Genomic DNA, 22,266 nt, shown 5'->3' with positions numbered 1-22,266 from the left:
CTCAGGCGGCCGGATCGACGGTTCGGGGAGAATCATTAAGCATGTTGCGATAGATCAACTGTGCAGCCGCGCTGTTGCGATCGACATCCCATCGCTCTTCCACGCGGATCCGATTGCGGGTGGATGCTGCATCGACCAACGCGTCGTCAGACGCAGCCTGCACAAGAGCCTCGGCGAGCCCTTTCACGTCGTGCGGATCGACGATGATGCCGTCGCGGCCGTTCTGGATCCACTCGCAGGCGCAGGAGGTCGTCGCCTTGATCGGAAAGGCGCCGTAGCACATTGATTCGAGGAGGGTCGTACCGATTCCGTCCGAGATTCCAATGCCGACGACGATGCGTGCTTCGGCGATCCGACCAAGGGCTTCCTCGTGGGTGGGGGCATAGGGCACAGGCGCAATATCGAGGCCGTCCGCCTCCGCCATTGCCCGCATCATCTCCAGCATCGCCGCAGAGTAGAACTGTACGCGGATGCAGCGGCCGCGCAGGGCTGGTGCGGCCATGTGAAGGGCGGACAGGATGTGCATTCCCCGGCCGGACCAGCCGTGATAACCTTTGACAAGAATGGTATTGCGCTTCGACGGGGGAGCGAGCTGGCCGAGCGCCGGAACGGTGCTGAAGTCGATCCCACCAGAAGCCGGCATTGGGTCGAAAGCATGTCCTTTCAGACCCAGCCGGCGCGCCAGCGGGACGTCGCGTCGGCACTCTGCCAGATAACCGTCTATGGCACCCATCAACTCAAGCACGACCGGACGATGTGCGGGCAGCCGGTGGTAGAGATAGATGTCGCTTCCCCAATTGGAGAGAAGCCACGGTGGCATCGCGCTTCCCAAGTACCGCTTGGCGTCGAGGGCGAGATAGCCCGCGAGCTGAACCTCCATGGTGTGAACGAGATCCGGCTGCAGTATCCGGATCGCTGCGATCAACTCATCGGGTAGTGCCAACGCGGGATTCGTTTCGACCCCGAGCGAGGCAGGAAACAGGCGCCCCGCCGCTCGTTCCATGGCCCAGGTGGTGTAACGTTCACTGTCGGTTCTGGTGAGTTGGAAGACGCCCACGTCACCGGATCCCAAGGCCTCAACATCGCTCCGGCTACTGACGGGCAACCAAGGGTGAAGCTCGGCCACAGGCTCTAGGGCATGCACCGGAAACACAACAAAACGTGCAAATTCACCACGTAGCATGTTGATCCAGCGCGCTAGATGCACGCTGTTTTGCATCCCAACGATTAGGATGATTGGGAGATGCCCCGCTTTGCGATTAGTCATCGTATGCGCTCGATCAAATATTGAGCAAACAGAGCCGGGTCGTGCGCGGGCCGCAGGAGCGCCAAGTGCTCGCTCGTCGCCGATTCCGGCAGAAACTGAAGAGCGAGGAGGAGCGGAACCCTGAAGAAAGCGGCTTCTGCCGTGTGCAGTCCATCTATGCTGTTAAGGCGAATGGCAGCGTATAGGTTCGCGCCCTCGAAGATCGAGTTGCCGGTATTCTCGCCGACATCGGATGGGATGCTGACATCAAGACCTGTCTCCCAACGCAGAAGATCGATTGCCCCGCGGACAGAGGCATTATCCACGTCGACGAAGCGGATTTCGATGCCGGAAAATTCCGAGCGGCAATGGTAAAGGGCAGATATGGCAAGCAGGGATTTTCCCTGTTTGTCTTCTCGTCCATCAATAACGACCCGCCTTTTTGTTTTCATGTGGTAAGTCTATTTCTTGGCAGGCGAGAGTGCAATTGTTTGGGCTTGCGTCTAACAGGAAGATTATAGCTTGGCAAGCCGCATGGTCCCAGGCGGCCGGCCGATGTTTCGGTGGGTGGTGACTTGGGCGCATGGCTTTTGACAACCTCAAGGGTGATTTGTCGGCCTGTATGCTACCTGAGATATCTGTGATATCGATGGTACAAGAACACAGTGGCGTTTTCCGCGCACGATAGCATCATAAGGACTGCACTATTCGGACAATCTCGACTCGACCGTCGACGGGATTGGGTCGTGTCCCAGGCGGTGGTGTAGCTGACGGGTGGTCATCGGCGATTGCCGGGTAGGGTCGGGTTGCGACAGCCAACCCCGAACCCGAGAGATCCCCGATGACCGACGAGATGATGACGTTGCGCGGCCTCGGCGCCCATCGTGGCAGGCCACGATGGGGTCCCGCCGATGGAGAAGAGTGCCGACGCGGATTTGCTGCGCGAGATGATCGGCTTTGCGGCCGAGCGCCTGATGGAACTGGAGGTGGGTGGCCTGACCGGGGCGGCCCACGGCGAGAAGAGCGCCGAGCGACGGGTCCAGCGCAACGGCGATCGCGACCGGGATTGGCCGACGCGGGCCGGCACGGTCGAGCTGCGCATTCCGAAGCTGCGCAAGGGCTCGTACTTCCCCGGCTTCCTGGAGCCCAGGCGGATGGCCGAGAAGGCGCTGACGGCCGTGATCCAGGAGGCCTACATCCAGGGCATCTCGACTCGCTCGGTCGATGATCTCGTCCAGGCCATGGGTGGTCCCGGTGTCTCGAAGAGCCAGATCTCGCGCCTGTGCCAGGAGATCGACGAGCGGGTCGGCGCGTTCCTCGACCGCCCCATCGAGGGCGAATGGCCCGATCTCTGGATCGACGCGACCGACGTGAAGGTGCGCGAGGCCGGCCGCATCATCTACGGTGGCGGTGATGGTGGCGGTCGGCGTGAGCACCGACGGTCGGCGCGAGGTGCTCGGCATGGACGTTGGCCCATCGGAAGCCGAGACGTTCTGGACGGACTTCCTGCGCAAACTCGCCCGGCGTGGCCTGCGCAAACTTGCCCGGCGTGGCCTGCGCGGGGTCAAGCTCGTAATCTCGGACGCGCACGAGGGCATCAAGGCCTCGGTGGCCAAGGTCATGAACGCCACTCGGCAACGTTGCCGGGTTCACTTCATGCGCAACGTCCGCGCCCATGCCGGCCGCTCGGGCCGCCGCGTCGTCTCAGCCTTCATCGCAACCGCGTTCGCCCAGGACGACGCGGAGGCGGCCCGTCGGCAATGGCGCAAGGTCGCCGATCAACTCCGGCCCAAGGTGCCAAAGCTTGCCGCCCTGATGGACGCCGCCGAGCCCGACGTGCTGGCCTACATGGGCTTCCCGTCCGCCCACCGGGTCAAGCTCCACAACACGAACCCGCTGGAGCGCCTGAACGGTGAGATCAAACGCCGGACCGAGGTCGTGGGTATCTTCCCCAACGAGGCAGCCATCACGCGCCTCGTCGGCGCGATCCGGCTCGAACAAAACGACGAGTGGGCCGTACAGCGCTCACGCTACATCACCCTGGAAAGCATCGCCCCAATCGGCGATGATCCCCTCGTCAGCCTGCCCACCCTGGCAGCCTGATCCGCCCGGCCCCGGCCGGTGATCGTGGTGGCCCTCAGCGAGCTACACAACGCACAGGGACACGACCGCACGACCTACTCCGCGCTCGTCTTCTGTCCTCGCCGCATGTCCGACTCCTTCGGTCCTGGCTGACCCTCTCAATCAGCCCAGTCCAAAGCCAGCCGGTCAGGTCAACCTCTCACTCGGCTCGGTCCAAAATACCGGTCAGGTCAGTCCTTCAGCCCATCACTTCGCACCGCCCGCCGCTACCCTGTCGTGTACTGTGACCTGATCCAGGGCGATGTTTGAGGCGCTTGTTTTCGCATCATCTTTTTCCGAAAGCCGGTAACCAGCTTTCGGGACGATGCTCAAATTGACGGATGGCCCGTTCAGAACACGGAGAAGCTCAGGCCGGCCAAGAACGAGGTGAACTGCGCGCCGGGCACGACGCGGGAATTGGCGCCGAGCAGGTTCTTCTGATGCAGGACGCCGATGAACGCCTTCATGCGGTTAGGCTTGTTGTAGAGCAGGTCCCCGACGTCGAGGACGAGGTTGCTGCGCACCAGAACCTCGGCCTTCAGCCGTCCGCCCTTCGGGTCGTCGCCGCGGGGCGGGTTGTAGGAGGCGAAGCCCGTCAGCGAAAGCGGCAAACCCGTGAACGTCAGTGGTACCAGATAGGTCGCTTCGACGCGGGGCACGATGTCCGTCCCGGTCTGGCGAAGGGGTGGCAGCAAGTCGGCAAAGCGGAACCAGTCCCTCTGGGCGAGCACCGCGAGGTTGAAGAAGCCGACCGGGACATCGAACGAGAAGCTGAGGCCGCCCATCGCCCGGGTCCGCAGCAGCGACAGCCGCGTGTTGTCGCTCTGATGATCGACGCCGTAGGCCAGCGACACGTCCTTGATGATGCCGGGCAGGACGAAGAGCGGAGTTGCCACCATGGCGTTGCCGCTCAAGGTGCCGCGATAGGTCAGGAACAGGGTGGTCTGGCCGTAATCGAAGGTCGTGGCCGGTCCGGGAAAGGGCGGCCGGCCGGCCGGGATCTGCGAACCGTAGCGCCGCAGGTCGAGGTTGAGGAAATTGGTGCCGTACTCCCAGCCATGGACATGGGTGAGGCTCAGCATGTTGCCCGGCGCGCTACGCCCCTCGATGGAGCGTCCGGCCCGGCCACCGGTGACGCCCGGCTGCCGGAGATCGTTCAGGTATGTGTAGCTCACCTGCGTATCGCTGAACCGGAAGAAGGGCGAGGACGGTTTCGGCGGTTCGGGCCCCAGGGGGGCGCCCGACGGCCCCTGGATCAGTTCTTCCGCCTGGACCCAACCCGGCGCAGCGCCGGCAAGTATCAAGGTGGTGGCCAGAAGGGCGGCGGCTCGTGCTGTTCTGCCGCGTGTGCTTCGCGCATTTTCCCGCCGGTAGTACGACAGGCATGCACTCGATATTTTGACTTTCATCCCTCTCCCCATTTGCTTGTGGTTGGCATCAACGGTCGTGGTCTGTTCTTGAGATTCGAGCGTGCCACGCTGTGCGGCTTGCGTGCTCTTGCGCCATGGCCGCACTCTGTGGTTGCATTTTCGCGCACGGAGCGGGTTGAAACGGTTGGAAAACCGGCTTCCCGACGGGTCCCGACAAGTGGCGCGATTTACGCTGACCGGATGCGGAGGCTCAGGATCGTGGCCGCGCCGCCCGAGATCATCAGGATCGGAATGAGCGCGACGAGCACCTCGACGTCGCTCCGGCCGGCGCCGACGAGCGTTCCGGCCAGCATCGGCCCGAGGACGGAGCCGAAACGTCCCATCGAGACGGCGGCCCCGACGCCCGTGCCGAGGACATCGGTCGGATAACAGCTCGGCGCCAAGGCGTAGAGCACGGCCTGCGTTCCGGCCAGCGCGACCCCGAGGAAGAAGCCCGCGAAGACCAGCGCCGACAGGTTAGAGGGGACGAAGGCGATCAGGATCAGGGCGGCGACGCTCGCGCTGAACACGAGGGCCGCGGTCGCCGCTTTTCCCCAGCGATCCATCAGGAGACCGGTCGCGGTGCTGCCCAGGGCGGAGCCGAGATTGAACACGAACTGCACCCAGGAAGCGTCGGCCCGGCTCATGCCACGGGCGATGACGAGCGATGGAAGCCAGTTGAGCAGGAGATAGAGGACCAGCAGTCCGAGCACGAAGGCAAGCCACAGGATCAGAGTCGTTGTCGCCCGTCCTTCGCCGAACAGGGCCGTCGGGACGCTCCTCACACGGCCCCCACCCTGCTTGGCGCTGGCCGTGCTGCTGTGCGGCAGCCAAGCCCAGATCAGCGGCACGACCAGGAGCGGCGCGACACCCCCGGTGATGAAGATCGTCGACCAGTGGTGGGATTCCGCTCCGACAAGCGTGAACAGACTTGCCAGGGCGCCCCCGGCCGGAAGGCCCGCATAGAGCAGGGCCACGGCGCTCGCGCGCCGCTCCGGCGCGGTGCTCTCGGCGACGAGGGCGATCAGGTTCGGCAGGGCGGCCCCGAGCCCGACACCCGTGAGAAGACGGGCGAGGAGCAGTACCTCGAAGCTGTTCGCCAGCCCCGTGAAGATCGACATGAGGCCGAACAGGGCGACCGAGACGATGAGGGACTTCTTCCGGCCGACCCGGTCGGAGAGGCGGCCACCGAAGGCGGCGCCGATCAGCAGCCCCATCGTGCTCGCCGAGAAGAACAGGCCGAGCTGGCCAGGGGTGAGGTTGAAGATGGAAACGAGCCGCGGGGCGACGACGCCGGCCGACTGGAGATCGAACCCTTCGATCAAGGTCACGAGGCAGCAGAGGCCGACCGTCAGCGCTCCTGCCCTCGGGGTGCTGCGCCCCAGTATCAATGCGTCAGCCATGCGTTCCTCTCCCTCTTCAAAGGTCTGATGAGCGGCCCTTGTTCGGGCTCTTCTCCGAGATTTGTCGTCCGGTCCGGTCCGGTCCGGAACCGGCCCGCGGCCCCTGGCCTCGCCGACAATCGGTCCCTGGCGTTCGGACCGGCGCTCGCGGCGAGGATGGGCGCCCTCAGGGCGGCGCGAAGATCATGAGCGCATCGAGGGCGACGGCGCCTTCGCCGACGGGCCTCACCACGACGGGATTGAGATCGATCTCCCGGATGCGCGTCTCGCTGAGGAGCGCTCGGCCCACGGCCGCGGCCACGCGGGCGACCGCCGCGACGTCGAGGGCCGGAGCGCCGCGGAACCCGTCGAGCAGGGCGGCGCTGCGCAGGGTGCGGATCCGGTCGGCGATGGCGGCCTCGTCCAGGTCCGGCGGCAACAGGCACACGTCCTTGAGCACCTCCGCCTGGACGCCGCCGAACCCGACCAGCACCACCGGCCCCCAATCCGGATCGCTGCGGCCGCCGACGATCAGTTCGACGCCGCGCGCGCCCATCCGTTCGACGAGAACGCCGTCGAGCACCAGGCCGGGCCGGTGATGCGCGATGTTGGCGGCGAGCTGCGCCCATCCCCGGGCCAGGTCGCCCGGGTCGGCGAGGCCGACGATGACCCCGCCGGCATCGCTCTTGTGGGACAGCTCTGCCGATTGCGCCTTGAGGACGACGGGATAGCCGAGCTGTCCGGCCGCTTCGTGCGCCTCCGCCAGAGTCGTCGCCATGCGGCTCTCCGGGAACGGGATGCCCAAGGGCGCCAGCAGGGCCTTGGCCCGGTATTCCGGTACGACGCCCCGGACGTCGTCGGCGAAGCGCGGCGGCAGGGGCGGCACCGGCGCGGCCTCCGCGGGCGCCCCACCGCGCCGCGCCACCACGGCGAGCGCGCGGATCACCCGCTCGCAGGTGGCGAAATAGGGGACCCCGAGGGCGCGCAGGGCCGCGATATGCTCCCCCGCCACAGCCGCGCCCTCGTCGAGGCCGCCGAAGAGGACGGGCTTTCCCGGCTTCAGGGCGCGCAGAGCCTCGATGATCGGCGGGAATTTGAGGGCGCAGGTCGCTGCGTCGGTCTGGATGATGCCGAGCACCACGGCGGCGACGCGCGTGTCGTCCAAGAGCGCGGCGAGCGCACGCCGGTAGAGGTCGGGATCGACCAGGGCCTGAGCGGTGAGGTCGACCGGGTTGCTCACCGGCACGAAGTCCGGCAACGCCGCCCGCAGTGCCGGGCTGTCGGCGTCGCCGAGCGGCGGCAGGGCGAGGCCGACATCCTCCGCAAGGTCGAGGGTCAGCGCCTTGTAGGCGCCGGATTCGGTGAGCACCGCGGTGCCACCCGCGCTAAAGGGCGGGCAGCGCAGCAGCAGTTCGGCGACGTCGCCGAGTTCCTCCAGGGTGCCGACGACGCTGACGCCCGCCCGCTCGACCTTGAGGCGCATCACCGCGTAATCGCCCGCGAGCGCCCCCGTATGGGTCGCGGCCGAGCGGCGTGCCGCCTCGCCGCGCCCGGGATGGAGCAACACGACCGGCTTGCCGGCGGCGCGCGCCCGCTCGGCCGCGGCCAGGAAGCGGGCGGGTCGGCGGAACTGCTCGACGATCATCGCGATCACCCGGGTATCGGGGTCGTCGACGAGGTGGTCGACGTAGTCCTCGACGCCGCTCGCGGCCTCGTTGCCGGTCGAGACCGAGTAGGACAGGCCGAGATCCCGAGCCATCAGGGTGACGCCGAGTACCGCCGCCATCGCCCCGGACTGCGACACGATCCCGATGCCGGGCCGGCCGGCCAGGGGCGTCGCGGGCAGTTCCACGAAGGTGAGCGGCACGCCGTCCACGAAATTGATGAGGCCGAGGCAGTTCGGCCCCTCGACGACCATGTCGGCGTCCCGCGCGATCTGGGCGATCGCGCGCTGCTCGGCGAGCCCGGCCTCCCCGCCCTCGGCGAAGCCGGCCGAAAAGATGATCGCTGCCCCGACCCGGCGCTCCGCCAGGGCGCGCATGGTCTCCAGCACCGCCGCGCGGGGGATGGCCAGCACCGCGACGTCGATGCCCTCGGGCAGCGCCTCGACCGAGGGCAGGCAGGCGCGGCCGGCGATCTCGGCGCGCCGGGGATTGATCAGGTGGATCGGGCCGGCATATCCGGCCCGCGTCAGGTTCGCGAGGACCGAGGCGCCGAGCGCGCCCGGCTTGTCGGATGCGCCGACGATCGCGACCGATCGGGGCCGGAGCAGGCGGGCAAGGTTGGGCATGACTCGGCTCTCCCTCGCGGCGCAGGCGATGCGCGCGGGCTCATCGGGATGGGTCGGGGATTGCGGCAGCGGCCGCCGACGGGCCGGGCGGCCTCCGCCGCCCAGGTGTCCGCCGGGGCGCTCTCGTCAGGTCTTGTGCTTGGACAGGTCGTAGGCGCCGAGGCCCGGCTTGTAGCTCTTCTCGTCGATGAACTGCCGGATGCCCTCTTTCCGACCCTCATTGTCGAAGCTGTTCGCCGCTTCCTGAGCCCGGATCAGATAATCCTCGGCGTCATCGTAGGTCATGTCGGCGACCCGCCGCACCGCGTCCTTCGTGGCCTTCAGGGCGACCGGGTTCTTCTTCAGGAGCACGGCTGCCACCGCCGCGACGCGCGCCCGGAGCTGATCAGCCGGCACCGCCTCGTTCACGAAGCCCCAGGCGGCGGCCGTGCGACCGTCGACGGTCTCGCCCATCATCGCGTGGTACATGGCGTTGCGGAACGAAGTCAGCGCCACCGCCACCTTCGTGGCGCCGCCGCCCGGCAGGATGCCCCAGTTGATCTCGCTGAGGCCGAACTGCGCCTCCTCGGCCGCAAAGGCGAGGTCGCAGGCGTAGAGCGGCCCGTAGCCGCCGCCGAAGCACCAGCCGTTGACCATCGCGATGGTGGGCTTTTGATACCAGCGCAGGCGCCGCCACCAGCCGTAGCTCTCGCGCTGCGCCTTGCGGGTGCCGGCCAGCCCCTGCGCCTCGGTTTCGCGGAAATACTCCTTCAGGTCCATGCCGGCCGACCAGGCCGTGCCCTCGCCGGTGAGCACCAGGACGCCGACGTCCTCGCGGAATTCCAGCGTATCCAGAACCTCCATCATACGCCGGTTGAGGGCGGGCGACATGCAGTTGCGCTTTTCGGGCCGGTTGAAGCGGACCCAGGCGACGCGGTCCTGGACCTCGTAGGCGACGGTGTCGTGATCGTTGGCCATGACTGCTGTTCCAGTGAAGTCCGCGAGTGGATCCGGGATGAAATCCGAAATGAGATGCGCGACGCGCGTTCGGAGAAGACTTGAGACGGGTGCCGCGGGCCGGGACCGGTCGTCACCGCGACGCGGAGGCATCAACCGCGACGTGGTCGGGCCTGCGGAGGCCGTGCGCGACGAACAGGGTCCGGCGTATCCCGTCGTGCGGCCCCGGCGCGGCGGCCGGCGCCGGCTTCCTGCGCCGCGGCGGCGCCAGCCGCGAGCGCGAGCCGGTCGGCCGCGCAGCGTCCGGTGAGCCGGTTCATCGCGCGCCTCCGTCAGATCGGAAAATGGCCGGGCTGGGTCTCGACCGTGATCCAGCGCAGCTCCGTGAAGGCGTCGATACCGGCCCGACCGCCGAAACGGCCGTAGCCGGAGGCCTTGACGCCGCCGAACGGCATCTGGGCCTCGTCGTGCACGGTCGGCCCGTTGATGTGGCAGATGCCGGACTTGATCCGCCGCGCTACGCGCAGGCCCCGCGCAGCGTCGCGGGTGAAGATCGAGGCCGAGAGGCCGTATTCGGTGTCGTTGGCGAGCGCGATCGCCTCCGCCTCATCACGGGCCCGCACGAGCGCCACCACCGGGCCGAAGGTCTCCTCGCGGAACAGCCGCATGGCGGGCGTCACCCGGTCGACGACATGGGCGGGCATCAGCACGCCGTCGGCCGCCCCGCCGGTCAGCAGCGTCGCGCCGTCCGCCACCGCATCCTCCACGAGGCCCCGCACGTGATCGACCGTCTTCAGGTCGACGACCGCGCCGAGGGGCGCCCTGCCCTCTCGGGGATCGCCGACGCTGAGCGCGGCGGCCTTGGCGCGGAAGCGCTCGGCGAATTCGTCGGCCACTGCGTCGAGCACGATGATGCGCTCGGTCGACATGCAGATCTGGCCCTGGTTCATGAAGGCGCCGAAGGCCGCGGCCTTCACGGCCTCGTCGAGGTCGGCATCCTCCAAGACGAGGAGCGGGGCCTTGCCCCCGAGTTCCAGCAGCACCGGCTTCAGGTGCTCGGCCGCCCGCCGGGCGATGACCCGCCCGACCGACGTGGAGCCGGTGAAGTTGATGCGGCGCACGGCCGGGTGGTCGATCAGCGCGCCGACGACGGCGCCGGCCGCCTCAGGCCGGTTCGCCACGAAACCGAGCGCGCCGTCCGGCAGACCGGCCTCCCGGAAGGCTTCGACGATCAGCGCGTGGGTGCGCGGGCACTGTTCGGAGGCCTTCAGGATTGCCGTGTTGCCGCAGGCGAGCGGCACCGCCACGGCGCGCACGCCCAGGATGATCGGGGCATTCCAGGGCGCGATGCCGAGGACGACGCCAGCGGGCTCCCGCACGCTCATGGCGAGGCAGCCCGGCTTGTCGGAGGGGATCACCTCGCCGCCGATCTGCGTGGTCAGCGCCGCCGCCTCCCGGGTCATGGCGGCGGCGAGCTGGAGGTTGAACCGGGCCCAGCCCTCGGTCGCCCCGATCTCCGCCGTCATCGCCGCCACGAAGGCGTCGGCTCGCGCCGTCAGGCACTCAGCCGCCCGCAGCAGCACGGTGCGCCGGGCCGTCGGCCCGAGTTCGGACCAGACCGGCAGGGCGGCCTCGGCCGCGTCGGCGACCGCACGGGCGGCGTCCACGTCGTGGGCGGGCATCCGGGTCGCGACCGCGCCGGTCAGCGGGTTGCGCCGCTCCAGGTACGACGTATCCGCGGGCGCGACGCCCGGCTCCGTGCTGGTGTCCAGCATGGCTTCCTCCCGGTGATTCTCAACTCTTGTTATGAGACATAACATAATGGCGACGGCGGACAAGAGCAAAGTCGTCCGTAGTCCATCCCGTCCCGATGTCTTCAATGCTTTTTTGCGACAGCGCTTCTAGATTGTAATTCCAGGTGCTCGGCGTGCCGGTTCGCAGTCGATCGGTACAGTCAGCTCCGGTCGGCGATATCGATACTGAGGTTGCCGCCCGCCACCCGCGAGACGCAGGTGCAGATCTGCGCGTTCGTGTCCTTCTGGGCGTCGCTGAGGAAGACGTCGCGGTGGTCGAGCCGGCCCGCGAGGTCGAGGACCTTCACGGCGCAGAGGCCGCACTCGCCGCGGCGGCAATCTGAGATCACCGCGATCCCGGCCGCCTCCAGGGCGTCCAGCAGGCTCTGGTTGTGCGGCACGAGAATCTCCCGGCTAAGGCGCGGGATGCGGACCCGGAACGGCTCCGCGGGATAGCGACCGCTGCTGCCGAAGGTCTCGAAGCGCAGGCCGTCGATGGGCCGGCCGCTCGCCGCCCAGGCGCGCTGGGCGGCCTCGCGCAGGCCGATCGGGCCGCAGATGTAGAGTTCGCCCCCTGAGGCGAGGCGGGCGATCTCGGCGGCGAGGTCGATCCGCTCGCCCCGCTCATCGAGGAAGATCCGGAGCCGCGCGCCGAGGCGTTCGCGCAGGCTGTCGGCGAAGGCGAGGTCCGCTGCGGCGCGCGCCGTGTAGAGAACGCGGACGGGCGCGCCCGCCTCGGCGAGCGCCACCGCCATGCCGTAGATCGGCGTGATACCGATCCCGCCCGCGACCAGGAGGTAGTCCGGGCGTCCCCGGTTGAGCGGGAAGTGGTTTGCCGGCGCCGAGATCGTCAGCCGCGCGCCGGGCGCCAAGCCGTGGAGGTAGGCGGAGCCGCCGCGGCTGTCAGGCAGGCGTTTGACGGCGATCCGGTAGAGCCCGTCCGCCGCGAGTCCGACGAGAGAGTAGCGCCGCGTGTCGGGCCGTTCCCCGATCCGGACGCCGATCGCGATGTTGCTGCCCGGCGACGGGCGCTCGAAGCGCTCGGGTTCGATCGTGAATAGGCGGATGTCCGGCGTCAGATCGCGGATCTCCCTGAGCCGGGCGCCCTGCCATTCGGGTCTCGCGTGCATGTCCCACTCCCTCTCCTCCTCCGGCGGCGTCTGCGCGCCGCGGAAGGCCAGCCCTACTCGGCCGCGAGGCGCGGCGGGTCCCCGGCCGGGCCGCCCTGCTCGGCCGCCAGCATCGTGTCGATCAGGCGGCGGGCCCAGAGCGCGCCGGCATCGATGTTCAGGTTGTAGAAGGGCTGGCGCGGGTTGCGGTCGATCGCCCGCTGCTGCGCCTCCAGCACGGCGAAGTCCTGATCGTAGACGCCGTTGCCGTCGTTGACATGGGCGAGGTTGAGCGTCTTGGTGAGGGACTGGTCGTCGGTGCGGAAGTTGCGGACGAAGTTCCAGAAATAGTGGCAGCTCGTCTCGGTCTCGGGCGTGATCGCTGCCAGGAAGAAGCCGTTCACGCCTTGCGAGCGGTCGCCCGTCCGCGCGCCGGTCCCGGCCGGAGCCACGCCGACATCGCCCGCCACGATGCCGGGCGCCTCGAAATGGATGATCTGCCAGCGGTCCACGGGGCCGGGGCGGCCGAGCATCCGAGCCCAGAACGGCGGGGGCTCGATGCCTTCCATCCAGCGCTCCACCACGGCCTTGCGGCCGGCATGGGTAACGTCGAAGGGGTTGCGGGTGATGGCCTCGTCGCCGATCGAGCCGGCATGGACGTAGGTCTCGTGCGTGAGGTCCATAAGGTTGTCGACCACCAGCCGGTAATCGCATTTCAGGCCGTAATAGGTCCCGCCCTCGCCGACCCACGGCGCGTCGCTGTTCCAGTGGAAATCCGGCACCGTCGCGGGGTCGGCAAGCGCCGGGTCGCCCATCCAGACCCAGATCAGCCGGTACTTCTCGACGACAGGGAAGGCGCGGACGCAGGCCGAGGGGTTGATGGTCTCCTGCGCCGGCATGAAGGTGCAGCGCCCGGCCGGGTTGAAGACCAGACCGTGATAGCCGCACACCACCTCGTCTCCCCGGAGATGGCCGAGCGACAGCGGCAGAAGGCGGTGCCAGCAGGCATCCTCCAGCGCGGCGACGCCGCCGTCGCCGCGGCGGTAGAGCACCACCGGGGTGTCGCAGATCCGGCGCGGGGTCAGCGCGCGCTTGATCTCGTAATCCCAGGCCGCGGCGTACCATGCGTTCATCGGGAACGGCTTCGGCGCAGTCATCAGGCCCTCCTTGCTGCCATCGCGTCGCCGGGCGGAGGGGCCGCGCGGCAGACCGCGGCCGGGCGGGACGCGGGGTCCCGCGGCGGTCGCGCCCCTGCCGTCGCGGCACGGGCCGCCCCGGACGCGATCCGGCCGCTCGCGCGTGCCGGCCGGCGGGGCGATCTCCTCCCGAAGTGTATCCGGTTCGTGTTCTGTGTTCCGGCTCCCGGGGCGTAGATCCCGGCCGAGAACAAGTTCACTCTAGCAATGGAGCCTACAGGTCCGGAATTCCGGATTCCTGCACGCCGCCAAGAAAGACTTGGACGAATTTGGGCGCCGCGACGCCCGCGCCATGGGGAGGCCAGGACCAGCGATGCAGCCGGACCACACGCGCGCGATTCCCGTCTTCCGCCTCTACGGCGAGGTGGCGGAGGCCGCCGCGCCGAATTTCGTGCACGCCGAGCGGATCGGGCCGAGCGCGCGCCTGCACGACTGGGAGATCGCCGCCCACCGCCACGACCACCTGACCCAGGCTCTCATGGTTACGGAGGGCGGCGGCCAGGTCCGCATCGATGCGGGCAACGACCGCTTCCGGGCGCCCTGGCTGCTCTGGATCCCCGCCGGCACGGTGCACGCCTTTTCGTTCCGGCCGGAGACAGAGGGGGTCGTCCTCTCCCTCTCCGACGACTTCCTGGGCTCCGTCATCACCCACGACCACGAGGCCGCGCGCCTCGACGCGACAGCCGCGGCGGTGTTCAGCGGCCCCCCAGGCGCGCCCGACGAGATCGACATGAACGTGGTCTCGCTGTTCGAGGGCCTGCGGCGCGAGGTCGGCGGCGCGCAGCCGGGCTCGTTCAGCGCCGTGGCGGCGCTGGTCAAGCTTCTGCTCGTCGGCGTCGTACGCACGCACGCCCTGCGTGCCTTCACCGAGCCCGCCGCGGCGGCGCGGGCCGGGCTCTACCGACGCTTCCGCCGGCTGCTCGAGGCCAATCTCCGGCAGAACTGGCCGGTCGCCCGCTTCGCGGCCGATCTCGGGGTCAGCCCCGACCGCCTTCACGCGGCCTGCACACAGGTCGTGGGTAAGCCGCCGCAGTCGGTGCTGCACGAGCGCCAGGTGCTCGAGGCTCAGCGCGCCCTGATCTACACCGCGCTGCCGATCTCGAAGATCGCGTTCGATCTCGGCTTCAACGACCCGGCCTATTTCTCGCGCTTCTTCGCCCAGCGTGCGGGGATCAGTCCGGCCGCCTACCGCAAGCGGAATCGCCCGGCGGGCCCCTCTGCCTGAGGCGCCCCAGCCCCTGCGCGTGCGGTATCCGGCCCGGCGCGCGTCGGCGTCCGCTTGAACCCTGCTGCCCGTCTCGTTAAGCCACGCCGGTTCGGGAGGCTCCGCGTGGCGAAAGCGACAGAACTGGTTATTGCCCCGGCGGATCTCCAGCCGCGGCTCGGCGCGATCGAGGACCTTGTGGGCTACCATCTCCGGCGGGCCAGCACGGCCGTGCGGAACGACTTTGCCCGCGTCATCGAAGGCAGCGGCATGCGGCAGGTGCTGTTCGGCATCCTGTCGGTCGTCGAGGCCAATCCCGGCATCAACCAAGGGGCGATCGGCCGCGTGCTCGGCATCCACCGCGCCAACATGGTCGTGCTGGTGAACGAGCTGATCGAGAAGGGCTGGATCTCGCGCCGCGCCGACGAGGCCGATCGCCGCGCCTTCGTCCTCGACCTGACCCCCGAGGGACAGGCGGTCTTCGCGGAGGTGCGGCGGCAGCTGCACGCCCACGAGGCGACGCTGCTCGCCGAGCTCGATGCGGCGGAGTGCGCCCAGCTGATCGCGCTCCTGCGCCGCATCGGTAGCAAGGATGCCTGAGCCCTGCACCCGCGCTCCCACGCGGCGCCGGACCGCGACCCGCCCGGCGGCGCGCATCTGCGCCGGGCGGCGCGGGTTCCTGCCCCGGCCTCAGGGGCCGGCATCGGCGGCCTCGCCCAGCGTGTCCCGCACCCAGCGGAAGGCACCGTTGGCGGCCGGGACTCCGGCATAGATCGCCGTCTGCAGGAGCAGGGCCTGCAACTCGTCGAGGTCGAGTCCGTTGGCGAGCGCCGGACGGATATGGAGCTTGAACTCCTCCTCCCGCCCCAGCGCCGCCATCAGGGCGAGGGTCACCAGGGAACGCGTCTTCCAGGGCAGGCGCGGATCGCCCCAGATCTCGCCCCAGGCCGTGCGGGTGATGAAGTCCTGCCAGGGTCCGGCAAAGCGCCCGGCCGCCGCCAGGGAGCGCTCGACATGGGCCGTGCCCAGCACGGCCTTGCGATTCTCCAGCCCCTCCGCGAAGGGCACGGCGCCGGTGGCGGCACGGTCGCCGCGCTGCCGGTCGAGGAAGGCGCCGAGATGGGCGGCCGTCGCCTCCGGGTGCTCGACGGCGAGGAGATGAGCGGCGCGCGGTAACAGGACCAGCTCCGCCTGCGGGATGCCCGCACAGATCGCCTCGGCCATCGCGGGCGGCGTCGCCGGGTCGTCGCGCCCGGCGATGACGAGGGTCGGCGCCCCGATGCGGCCGAGCACCGGCCGGAGGTCCATCCGGCCGATCGCCCCGCAGCACACGGCGTAGCCGACCGGATCGCAGGCCACGAAGGCCTCGCGGATCGCCGCGACGGCGGCGGGCGCCTGCGCCGAGAAGCCGGGGGTGAACCAGCGCCCGAGTGTCGCCTCGACGATCGCCGCAGTGCCCTGCGCCCGCACGGTGGCGGCCCGCTCGCCCCAGCTCTCGGGGCTCGGCAGGTGGGCCGAGGTCGCCATCAGGGTGAGGCTCAGGACCCGCTCGGGCGCGGCGGCCGCGGCGGCCTGGACGGTCATGCCACCGAGCGACAGGCCGGCGAGATGCGCCCGTGCGATGCCCAGGGCGTCGAGCAGACCGAGCAGGTCGGCGGCGAGATCTTCGATCCGGGTCTCGGCGTCGCGGGTCGCGGAGCCGCCGTGCCCGCGGGTGTCGTAGCGCAGGATCCGGTAGCGCCCGCGCAGCCGCTTGGCCACGCCGTCCCACATCGCCAGCGTCGTGCCAAGCGAGTTCGAAAGGACAAGGACCGGCGCGCCGCTCGGGCCAGAGAACTCGTAGGTCAGGTCGATATCGTTGATGCGGATCAGGGGCATGCGGGGTCGAGGCTCCGTCTCGGCAGGATCATTTCGATGCCGTCGAATCCGCGCGCGCCGCGATCTGTGCGAGCGCACGGTCGGTGGCCGCCGCTGCGGCGGCGACGGGGTGCGTGAGGTCGAAGGCGGCGCCGAGATCGATGCCCTGCGCCTCCGGCATCGCCGCGAGCACGGTGTGCAGGTCGCGGCCGGAAGCGTGCACCTCGGCGCAGGCGCGCTCCACCAGGGCGTGCGCCGCCGCGCCGCCGCAGCGGCGCGCGCAGGCCGCGGCCGCGGCATCGGCGAAGAGCAGGCCCCGCGTGAGATCGAGGTTGCGGCGCATCCGCCCGGGATCGACGACGAGCCCCTCTGCCACCGCCCGCGCCTCGCGCAACGCCCCGGAGGCGAGACCGAAGAGCTGGGGCAGGGCATGCCACTCGGCATGCCAAGCGCCGGCCGGCCGCTCGTGAGCGGCGGCCATCGTGTCGAGGAGCGTGCCCGCATGGCCCTTGGCGGCCCCGAAGGCGGCCAGGATGACGGTGGCGGAGACGGGGTTGCGCTTGTGCGGCATCGCCGAGGAGCCGCCCCGGCCGGGCACGAAGGGCTCGGACACCTCCGCCACCTCCGTCGAGGCGAGATGGGCGATGTCGCCCGCGCATTTCGCCAGCGCCCCGAGAAGGCGGGCGAGCCAGCCTCCGGCCTCGGCGATGCGGGCGCGGCGGGTGTGCCAGGCGACCGTCTCGGGGCCGAGGCCGAGATGCCGGGCATAGGCGGTGGCCACGGCCTCGGCCTGCCCGCCGAGAGCGCCGAGCGTGCCAACGGGACCGCCGAGCGAGGCGGTGAGCACGCGCGCCCGGAGGCCCGGCAGTTGGTCGGTGACCTCCGCAAGGCCGAGCGCCCAGGTCGCCGCCTTGTAGCCGAAGCAGATCGGCGCGGCGTGCTGGCCGTAGGTGCGGCCGACGCAGGGGGTGGCGCGGTGCTCCGTGGCGAGGCGCACGAGCCCGGCGACAACGGCCTCGCTCTCGGCCGCGATCAGGTCGAACCCCGACCGCATCTGCAGGACGAGGGCGGTGTCGGCGATGTCCTGGGTGGTGGCGCCCTTGTGGAAGGCCGGCTCCAGCTCGGGCGGCAGGCGCTTGCGCACGGCCGCGACGAACGGGATCACCGGCACCCCCGCCAGCGCGGTGCCGGCCGCCAGCGCGTCGATATCGAGCGTCTCCGGCGCGATCGCCGCGATGGCGTCGGCGAGGGCCGCCGGCGCGAGGCCGACCTCTGCCTCGGCCCGGGCGAGCGCCGCCTCGGCCCGCAGCATCCCGGCGAGGCGCGCCGCGTCCGAGAAGGCCTCGCGCATCGCCGCGCTCGCGAAAAGTGGCCCAAGCAGGCCCGAATCGAGGGCAGAGAAGCTCATCCTCAGGCCGCGAGCCGGAGGGTGGCGCGGGCCTCGGCGGGCGTCGCCGGACGCCGGCCGTGCCGCTGCACGGCCTCGACCGCGAGCCCGACGAGCTCGGCATTGCTCGCCGCCAGCCGGTCCTTCGTGACCCGGATGTTGTCCTCGAGTCCGGTGCGCACCGCGTCCGCCCCGCGCGCCAGCGCCCAGTCCATCACCACCGCTTGGCTGCGGCCGATCCCGGCCGCCGTCCAGGTCGCCCCGGGGATGACCCGGCGGGTCTCGCCGAGCAGCAGGTCGAGCAGGTGCTCCTCGGCCGGCATCGCGTTCTGCACACCCATCACGAACTGCACGTGGGGGTGCGGGTCCATCAGCCCGGCCGCGATCAGGCGCCCGGCCCCATGGATGTGCGAGAGATCGAAGATCTCGATCTCGGGCCGCACGCCGTGGCCCTTCATCTGCGTTGCCAGATCGGTCACCAGGGTGGTGTGGTTCTCGTAGACGATGCTCGGGAAGTTGACCGAACCGGTCGAGAGCGAGGCCATGTCGGGCCGGTGCCGGAGCGACAGCCCGCGGCTCGCCGGGTCGCGCCCGCGCCCGCCGGTGGAGAACTGCACGATCATCCCGGGGCAGTGGCGGCGCAGCCCCTCCTGCACGGCGGCGAACCGGTCCGGATCGGACGAGGGGCTCTCGTCGTCGTTGCGGACGTGGATATGGGCCAGCGTCGCGCCGGCCTCGAAGGCCTGATGGGTCGATTCGATCTGCTCGGCGACCGCAATCGGCACGGCCGGGTTGTCGGCCTTGCGCGGCACCGAGCCGGTGATCGCCACCGCGACGACGACGGAATTGCTGCTCATCTCTCTTGCCTCACGACCTTGCCTCAGGCTCTCGCCTCACCACTCCCGCCCCATGACGCGTCTCCCGCCTCACAGCGCGAAGAACACGGTCTCGTCCGCCCCGGACAGCACGATGTCGAACCGAAAGGTCGGCGGTGCCTCGGCGATGCGCGGGGCGATGAGCGTGCGGCGGCGCGCCTCCGGCACCAGGGCGAGGATCGGGTCCGCGTCGTTGTCGGTCCCGTCGGCGAAGTACATCCGTGTGGCGAGCCGCTTCAGCAGGCCGCGGCCGAAGACCCCGATGGCGAGATGGGGCGCCTGCCAGCGGTTGCTCTCGACCGCGACCGGCACACGGCCCGGCCGCAGGGTGAGGAAGCGGAAGCCGCCCGCGGCATCGACCGCCGCCCGCCCGAAGCCGATGAATCCCGGATCGAGGGGGATCTCCGCCCGGGTGTCGGCGGCGCCGTGGTAGCGGCCGGCAGCGTTGGCACCCCAGATCTCGATCATCGCGTCGGTGACCGGCTCGCCTGCCCCGTCCCGCACCGTACCGACGACGGAGACGATCTCGCCCGTCACCGGCCCGCGCGGGGGGGCGAGGTGGAGGACGTCGTGCTCCTCCGGAAACAGGTCGAGGCGCGCGCCGATGTCGGAAGCGCCGACGAGGTCGGCGCCCCCCTTCCAGGGCAGGCCGTAATGGAAGAACGGACCAACCGTCTGCGAGGGCGTCTGGCCGAACAGGGCCGGGTCCTGGTTGTCGGCGCGGGGAGCGGCGTTGCGGGGCAGGGCTTCGAGGGCGTCGGTCATCTCAATGCTCCCACGGCGTGGCGTCGCGCCCGCGCAGCACGATGTCGAAGATGTAGCCGAGGGCGTAATCCGGCTGCGTCGTGTCGATGTCGAAGCGCGCGACGAGGCGGTTGCGGTAGGGCATCGGCACGGCATTGGCGATCGGGTCGATCTCGATGAGCGGGTCGTCGGGGAAGTAGAGCTGCGTCACCAGCCGGGTGGCGAAGGCCGGCCCGAGCAGGGACAGGTGGATATGGGCCGGGCGCCAGGCGTTGCGGTGGTTGCCCCAGGGATAGGCTCCGGGCCGGATCGTGGTGAAGCGGTAGCGCCCCTGCGCATCGGTGACGACCCGGCCGGTGCCGGTGAAGTTCGGATCGAGCGGCGCGTCCCACTGATCGCGTCGGTGGATGTAGCGGCCGGCGGCGTTGGCCTGCCAGACCTCGACCACCGTGTCGGGCACGGGCCGCGCCGCCTCGTCGAGAACGCGGCCGGTGACCACGATGCGCTGACCGATCGCCACGCCCGGCCCCCGGTCGTGACGGGTCAGGTCGGCGATGGCCGGGCCCATCAGGGCCTCCCAGCTCCCGGCCGGCCCGGTGGTCTCGGTGAGCGTGTGGGGGATCCGCACCAGCGGTTCGCGCGGGCTGCGCAGCACGGTCGCGCGGTAGGCGGGGAACAGCGAGGGCGGCTGGCTCGCATCCTGCGGGTGGTCGAACGTGGCATCGGACATCGAAATCCTCCGGTCGCGTGAGGGCTGGGCGGCGCGGGCGGCCGGTGGGGCGACCCGCGCCGGCGGTCAGTGGCCGAGGGCGGCGGCGCCGCCGAGCAGGAGCACGCTGCGCCACCCCAGCGTCGGGATCATCCAGGCGGCGAGGAAGCCGCCGAGCGCCGCGCCGAGGGGGAAGCCCGAGAACATCATGTTGGTGAGCAGCGCCCGGCGCCGGACCGGGCCGTACTCGCTCGTCAACGTCACGGCGTTCGGCATCGCCGCCCCGAGGCCGAGCCCGGTGAGGAAGCGCAGGGACGCGAGTTGCGGGAGATCGGCCGCGAAGGCGGAAGCAAGGCAGGCCAAGCCGAGTTCGACCACCGCCGCGACCAGCACCGCCTTGCGCCCGTAGCGGTCAGCCAGCGGCCCCGCTGCCAGCGCACCCATCGCGAGGCCGACCAGGGCGGCGCTCGGCACCGGGGCGAGCGCGGCGCGGCCCACGCCCCACTCGGTCATCAGCGAGGGCGCGATGTAGCCGATGGCCGCGGTGTCGAACCCGTCGAGGAGCACCACGAGGAAGCAGAGGAGAAAGGTCAGGATCTGCGCCGCGCCGATCGGGCGGGCGTCGATCGGCGCGGGAACATCGAGGATCCCGGCGGCGCTCTCGCGGCTCATGGGCACATCCCGCGCAGGTTCGCGCTCGGGGCCGAGAGAGAGGCCGCAACAGAGGTCGAGACGGGGGGAGGATCGAGCGGCAGGCCGACATAGTTCTCGGCCAGCACCGTCTGGGCGGCGCGCGAGGTGCCGAGATAGGCGAGCTCCGCCAACTGCATACGCCGGTCGAAGCCGGTCTCCTCGGGGAAACGGTGCATCAGGCGGGTGAACCACCACGAGAACCGCTCCGCCTTCCACACCCGCGCCAGCGCCCGCGCCGAGTAGCCGTCGAGACCCGAACTCGTGCCGCGGGCGTAGAAGGCCTCCAGCGCCTCGGCCAGCATCACCACGTCCGAGACGGCGAGGTTGAGGCCCTTGGCGCCGGTGGGCGGCACGATGTGGGCGGCATCCCCGGCCAGGAACAGCCGGCCCCAGCGCATCGGCTCGCCGACGAAACTGCGCAGGGGCGCAATGCTCTTCTCGAAGGCGGGGCCGCGCACGATCCCGCCCGCGATGCCGGGGCCGAGGCGCAAGCAGAGCTCGTCCCAGAAACGTGTGTCCGGCCAGTCCTCCGGACGCTCGTCGATGCCGCACTGGATGTAGTAGCGGCTGCGTGTCGCCGAGCGCATGCTGGCGAGCGCAAAGCCGTTGGCGTGACTCGCGTAGACGAGCTCGTGCGCGGCGGGAGGCACGTCCGTGAGGATGCCGAGCCAGCCGAAGGGGTAGATCCGCTCGAAGGTTCTCAGCACGTCCGCCGGGATCGACCGGCGGGAGGTGCCGTGGAAGCCGTCGCAGCCCGCAACGTAGTCGCAGACGAGGTGCTGCGGGCCCTCGGGCGTGCGGTAGGTCAGGCTCGGGGCGGCGCCGTCGAGATCGTGCAGGCGCAGGTCCTGGGCCTCGTACACCACCGCGAGGCCCCGCGCCTCGCCCGCATCGAAGAGGTCGCGCATCACCTCCTGCTGGCCGTAGACCGTGACCGCGGCGCCGGTCAGCGCGGCCATGTCGATGCGAAAGCTCGCGCCGTCCACCGCGAGGTTGGCGCCCGTGTGGACGAGGCCCTCGCTGCGCAGGCGCCCGTCGAGGCCGAGCCGCGCGAGCACGTCCACGGTGCCCTGTTCCAGCACACCGGCGCGCACGCGGCCCTCGACGTAGTCGCGCGTGCGGCGCTCCACCACGACGCTGGCGATGCCGGCCGCGTGCAGCAGATGCGCCAAGACCATCCCGGCCGGCCCGGCACCGACGATCGCGACCTGCGTGCGCATGGCCGGCCCTCCCTGATCCGTGACGGTCGATCCGCGCCGGCTTGTGCAGGATCTTGCCGATGCCGACGCCGCGCGGGTATGGAGGCGGCGGCGTT

General features: G+C 70.2%; 17 protein-coding genes and 2 pseudogenes. 3 read left to right on the top strand and 16 right to left on the bottom strand.

Annotated elements, in window-relative coordinates:
• Position 1 precedes the first annotated feature (1 nt).
• Positions 2 to 1,219, bottom strand: a complete 1,218-nt coding sequence (locus Y590_RS18625) for a glycosyltransferase (protein WP_158509756.1) — start codon at positions 1,217 to 1,219, stop codon at positions 2 to 4.
• A 44-nt stretch (positions 1,220 to 1,263) separates the two neighbouring features.
• On the bottom strand, positions 1,264 to 1,698 hold the full coding sequence (locus Y590_RS18620; RefSeq protein WP_135299179.1) for a hypothetical protein: 435 nt from the start codon (positions 1,696 to 1,698) through the stop codon (positions 1,264 to 1,266).
• A gap of 404 nt (positions 1,699 to 2,102) precedes the next feature.
• Here Y590_RS18620 and Y590_RS18615 point away from each other — a divergent pair.
• Positions 2,103 to 3,349 (top strand): annotated as a pseudogene (locus Y590_RS18615) (IS256 family transposase).
• A 368-nt stretch (positions 3,350 to 3,717) separates the two neighbouring features.
• Here Y590_RS18615 and Y590_RS18610 read toward each other — a convergent pair.
• The 7 genes from Y590_RS18610 to Y590_RS18580 form a co-directional block, all read right to left on the bottom strand.
• Positions 3,718 to 4,542 (bottom strand): hypothetical protein, encoded by an 825-nt coding sequence (locus Y590_RS18610; protein WP_060771150.1) that lies wholly within the window; start codon positions 4,540 to 4,542, stop codon positions 3,718 to 3,720.
• 422 nt (positions 4,543 to 4,964) lie between these two features.
• Positions 4,965 to 6,179 carry a 3-(3-hydroxy-phenyl)propionate transporter MhpT gene (gene mhpT / locus Y590_RS18605; protein WP_060771149.1) on the bottom strand — a complete coding sequence of 405 codons (1,215 nt, stop codon included), beginning with the start codon at positions 6,177 to 6,179 and terminating at the stop codon, positions 4,965 to 4,967.
• 166 nt (positions 6,180 to 6,345) lie between these two features.
• A complete protein-coding gene (locus tag Y590_RS18600) occupies positions 6,346 to 8,448 on the bottom strand; it encodes an acetate--CoA ligase family protein (RefSeq protein WP_060771148.1) in 2,103 nt (700 codons plus the stop codon).
• Between the two features lie 126 nt (positions 8,449 to 8,574).
• Positions 8,575 to 9,405, bottom strand: a complete 831-nt coding sequence (locus Y590_RS18595) for a p-hydroxycinnamoyl CoA hydratase/lyase (protein WP_060771147.1) — start codon at positions 9,403 to 9,405, stop codon at positions 8,575 to 8,577.
• A 311-nt stretch (positions 9,406 to 9,716) separates the two neighbouring features.
• Complete coding sequence (locus Y590_RS18590; RefSeq protein WP_060771146.1) at positions 9,717 to 11,159, bottom strand: aldehyde dehydrogenase; 1,443 nt, start codon at positions 11,157 to 11,159, stop codon at positions 9,717 to 9,719.
• A 179-nt stretch (positions 11,160 to 11,338) separates the two neighbouring features.
• Entirely contained in the window at positions 11,339 to 12,307 is a 969-nt protein-coding gene (locus Y590_RS18585) for a PDR/VanB family oxidoreductase (RefSeq protein ID WP_060771145.1), read from the bottom strand.
• Between the two features lie 53 nt (positions 12,308 to 12,360).
• Positions 12,361 to 13,443: an aromatic ring-hydroxylating dioxygenase subunit alpha gene (locus tag Y590_RS18580; RefSeq protein WP_060771144.1), complete on the bottom strand. Its 1,083-nt coding sequence runs from the start codon at positions 13,441 to 13,443 to the stop codon at positions 12,361 to 12,363.
• 352 nt (positions 13,444 to 13,795) lie between these two features.
• Here Y590_RS18580 and Y590_RS18575 point away from each other — a divergent pair, with 352 nt between their 5' ends.
• Both Y590_RS18575 and Y590_RS18570 read left to right on the top strand, forming a co-directional pair.
• The gene (locus tag Y590_RS18575) at positions 13,796 to 14,707 is read left to right on the top strand and encodes a helix-turn-helix domain-containing protein (protein WP_060771143.1); all 912 of its coding nucleotides are present in this window, start codon (positions 13,796 to 13,798) and stop codon (positions 14,705 to 14,707) included.
• A 105-nt stretch (positions 14,708 to 14,812) separates the two neighbouring features.
• Entirely contained in the window at positions 14,813 to 15,286 is a 474-nt protein-coding gene (locus Y590_RS18570; protein WP_201026749.1) for a MarR family winged helix-turn-helix transcriptional regulator, read from the top strand.
• 90 nt (positions 15,287 to 15,376) lie between these two features.
• On the opposite strand, the gene pcaDC is transcribed toward Y590_RS18570, so the two are convergent.
• The 7 genes and pseudogenes from pcaDC to pobA all read right to left on the bottom strand — a co-directional run bounded on the left by pcaDC (position 15,377) and on the right by pobA (position 22,171).
• Positions 15,377 to 16,564, bottom strand: a complete 1,188-nt coding sequence (gene pcaDC, locus Y590_RS18565) for a bifunctional 3-oxoadipate enol-lactonase/4-carboxymuconolactone decarboxylase PcaDC (RefSeq protein WP_060771142.1) — start codon at positions 16,562 to 16,564, stop codon at positions 15,377 to 15,379.
• A gap of 28 nt (positions 16,565 to 16,592) precedes the next feature.
• Complete coding sequence (locus Y590_RS18560) at positions 16,593 to 17,951, bottom strand: lyase family protein (protein ID WP_060771141.1); 1,359 nt, start codon at positions 17,949 to 17,951, stop codon at positions 16,593 to 16,595.
• A 2-nt stretch (positions 17,952 to 17,953) separates the two neighbouring features.
• The gene (locus tag Y590_RS18555) at positions 17,954 to 18,787 is read right to left on the bottom strand and encodes a 3-oxoadipate:acetyl-CoA acetyltransferase (protein ID WP_060771140.1); all 834 of its coding nucleotides are present in this window, start codon (positions 18,785 to 18,787) and stop codon (positions 17,954 to 17,956) included.
• A gap of 69 nt (positions 18,788 to 18,856) precedes the next feature.
• On the bottom strand, positions 18,857 to 19,570 hold the full coding sequence (pcaG, locus tag Y590_RS18550) for a protocatechuate 3,4-dioxygenase subunit alpha (protein WP_060771139.1): 714 nt from the start codon (positions 19,568 to 19,570) through the stop codon (positions 18,857 to 18,859).
• 1 nt (position 19,571) lies between these two features.
• Positions 19,572 to 20,279, bottom strand: coding sequence for a protocatechuate 3,4-dioxygenase subunit beta (gene pcaH, locus Y590_RS18545; RefSeq protein WP_060771138.1), 708 nt, complete (start codon positions 20,277 to 20,279; stop codon positions 19,572 to 19,574).
• A gap of 75 nt (positions 20,280 to 20,354) precedes the next feature.
• Positions 20,355 to 20,930: pseudogene (locus Y590_RS18540) on the bottom strand (MFS transporter); the annotation flags it as partial.
• Complete coding sequence (pobA, locus tag Y590_RS18535) at positions 20,927 to 22,171, bottom strand: 4-hydroxybenzoate 3-monooxygenase (RefSeq protein WP_083530905.1); 1,245 nt, start codon at positions 22,169 to 22,171, stop codon at positions 20,927 to 20,929. The gene pobA and the pseudogene Y590_RS18540, both read right to left, overlap by 4 nt.
• Positions 22,172 to 22,266 lie beyond the last annotated feature (95 nt).

Origin of the sequence: Methylobacterium sp. AMS5 (assembly GCF_001542815.1) — a bacterium.
Classification (GTDB): Bacteria; Pseudomonadota; Alphaproteobacteria; order Rhizobiales; family Beijerinckiaceae; genus Methylobacterium.
This window is presented reverse-complemented; position numbering and strand designations above follow the sequence as displayed.

Bases quoted from the DNA above. Each gene is read 5' to 3' on its own strand.
- Y590_RS18625 (WP_158509756.1), bottom strand. From the start codon at position 1,219: ATGCAAAACAGCGTGCATCTAGCGCGCTGGATCAACATGCTACGTGGT.
- Y590_RS18620 (WP_135299179.1), bottom strand. From the start codon at position 1,698: ATGAAAACAAAAAGGCGGGTCGTTATTGATGGACGAGAAGACAAACAG.
- mhpT (WP_060771149.1), bottom strand. From the start codon at position 6,179: ATGGCTGACGCATTGATACTGGGGCGCAGCACCCCGAGGGCAGGAGCG.
- Y590_RS18600 (WP_060771148.1), bottom strand. From the start codon at position 8,448: ATGCCCAACCTTGCCCGCCTGCTCCGGCCCCGATCGGTCGCGATCGTC.
- Y590_RS18595 (WP_060771147.1), bottom strand. From the start codon at position 9,405: ATGGCCAACGATCACGACACCGTCGCCTACGAGGTCCAGGACCGCGTC.
- Y590_RS18590 (WP_060771146.1), bottom strand. From the start codon at position 11,159: ATGCTGGACACCAGCACGGAGCCGGGCGTCGCGCCCGCGGATACGTCG.
- Y590_RS18585 (WP_060771145.1), bottom strand. From the start codon at position 12,307: ATGCACGCGAGACCCGAATGGCAGGGCGCCCGGCTCAGGGAGATCCGC.
- Y590_RS18580 (WP_060771144.1), bottom strand. From the start codon at position 13,443: ATGACTGCGCCGAAGCCGTTCCCGATGAACGCATGGTACGCCGCGGCC.
- Y590_RS18575 (WP_060771143.1), top strand. From the start codon at position 13,796: ATGCAGCCGGACCACACGCGCGCGATTCCCGTCTTCCGCCTCTACGGC.
- pcaDC (WP_060771142.1), bottom strand. From the start codon at position 16,564: ATGCCCCTGATCCGCATCAACGATATCGACCTGACCTACGAGTTCTCT.
- Y590_RS18560 (WP_060771141.1), bottom strand. From the start codon at position 17,951: ATGAGCTTCTCTGCCCTCGATTCGGGCCTGCTTGGGCCACTTTTCGCG.
- Y590_RS18555 (WP_060771140.1), bottom strand. From the start codon at position 18,787: ATGAGCAGCAATTCCGTCGTCGTCGCGGTGGCGATCACCGGCTCGGTG.
- pcaG (WP_060771139.1), bottom strand. From the start codon at position 19,570: ATGACCGACGCCCTCGAAGCCCTGCCCCGCAACGCCGCTCCCCGCGCC.
- pcaH (WP_060771138.1), bottom strand. From the start codon at position 20,279: ATGTCCGATGCCACGTTCGACCACCCGCAGGATGCGAGCCAGCCGCCC.
- pobA (WP_083530905.1), bottom strand. From the start codon at position 22,171: ATGCGCACGCAGGTCGCGATCGTCGGTGCCGGGCCGGCCGGGATGGTC.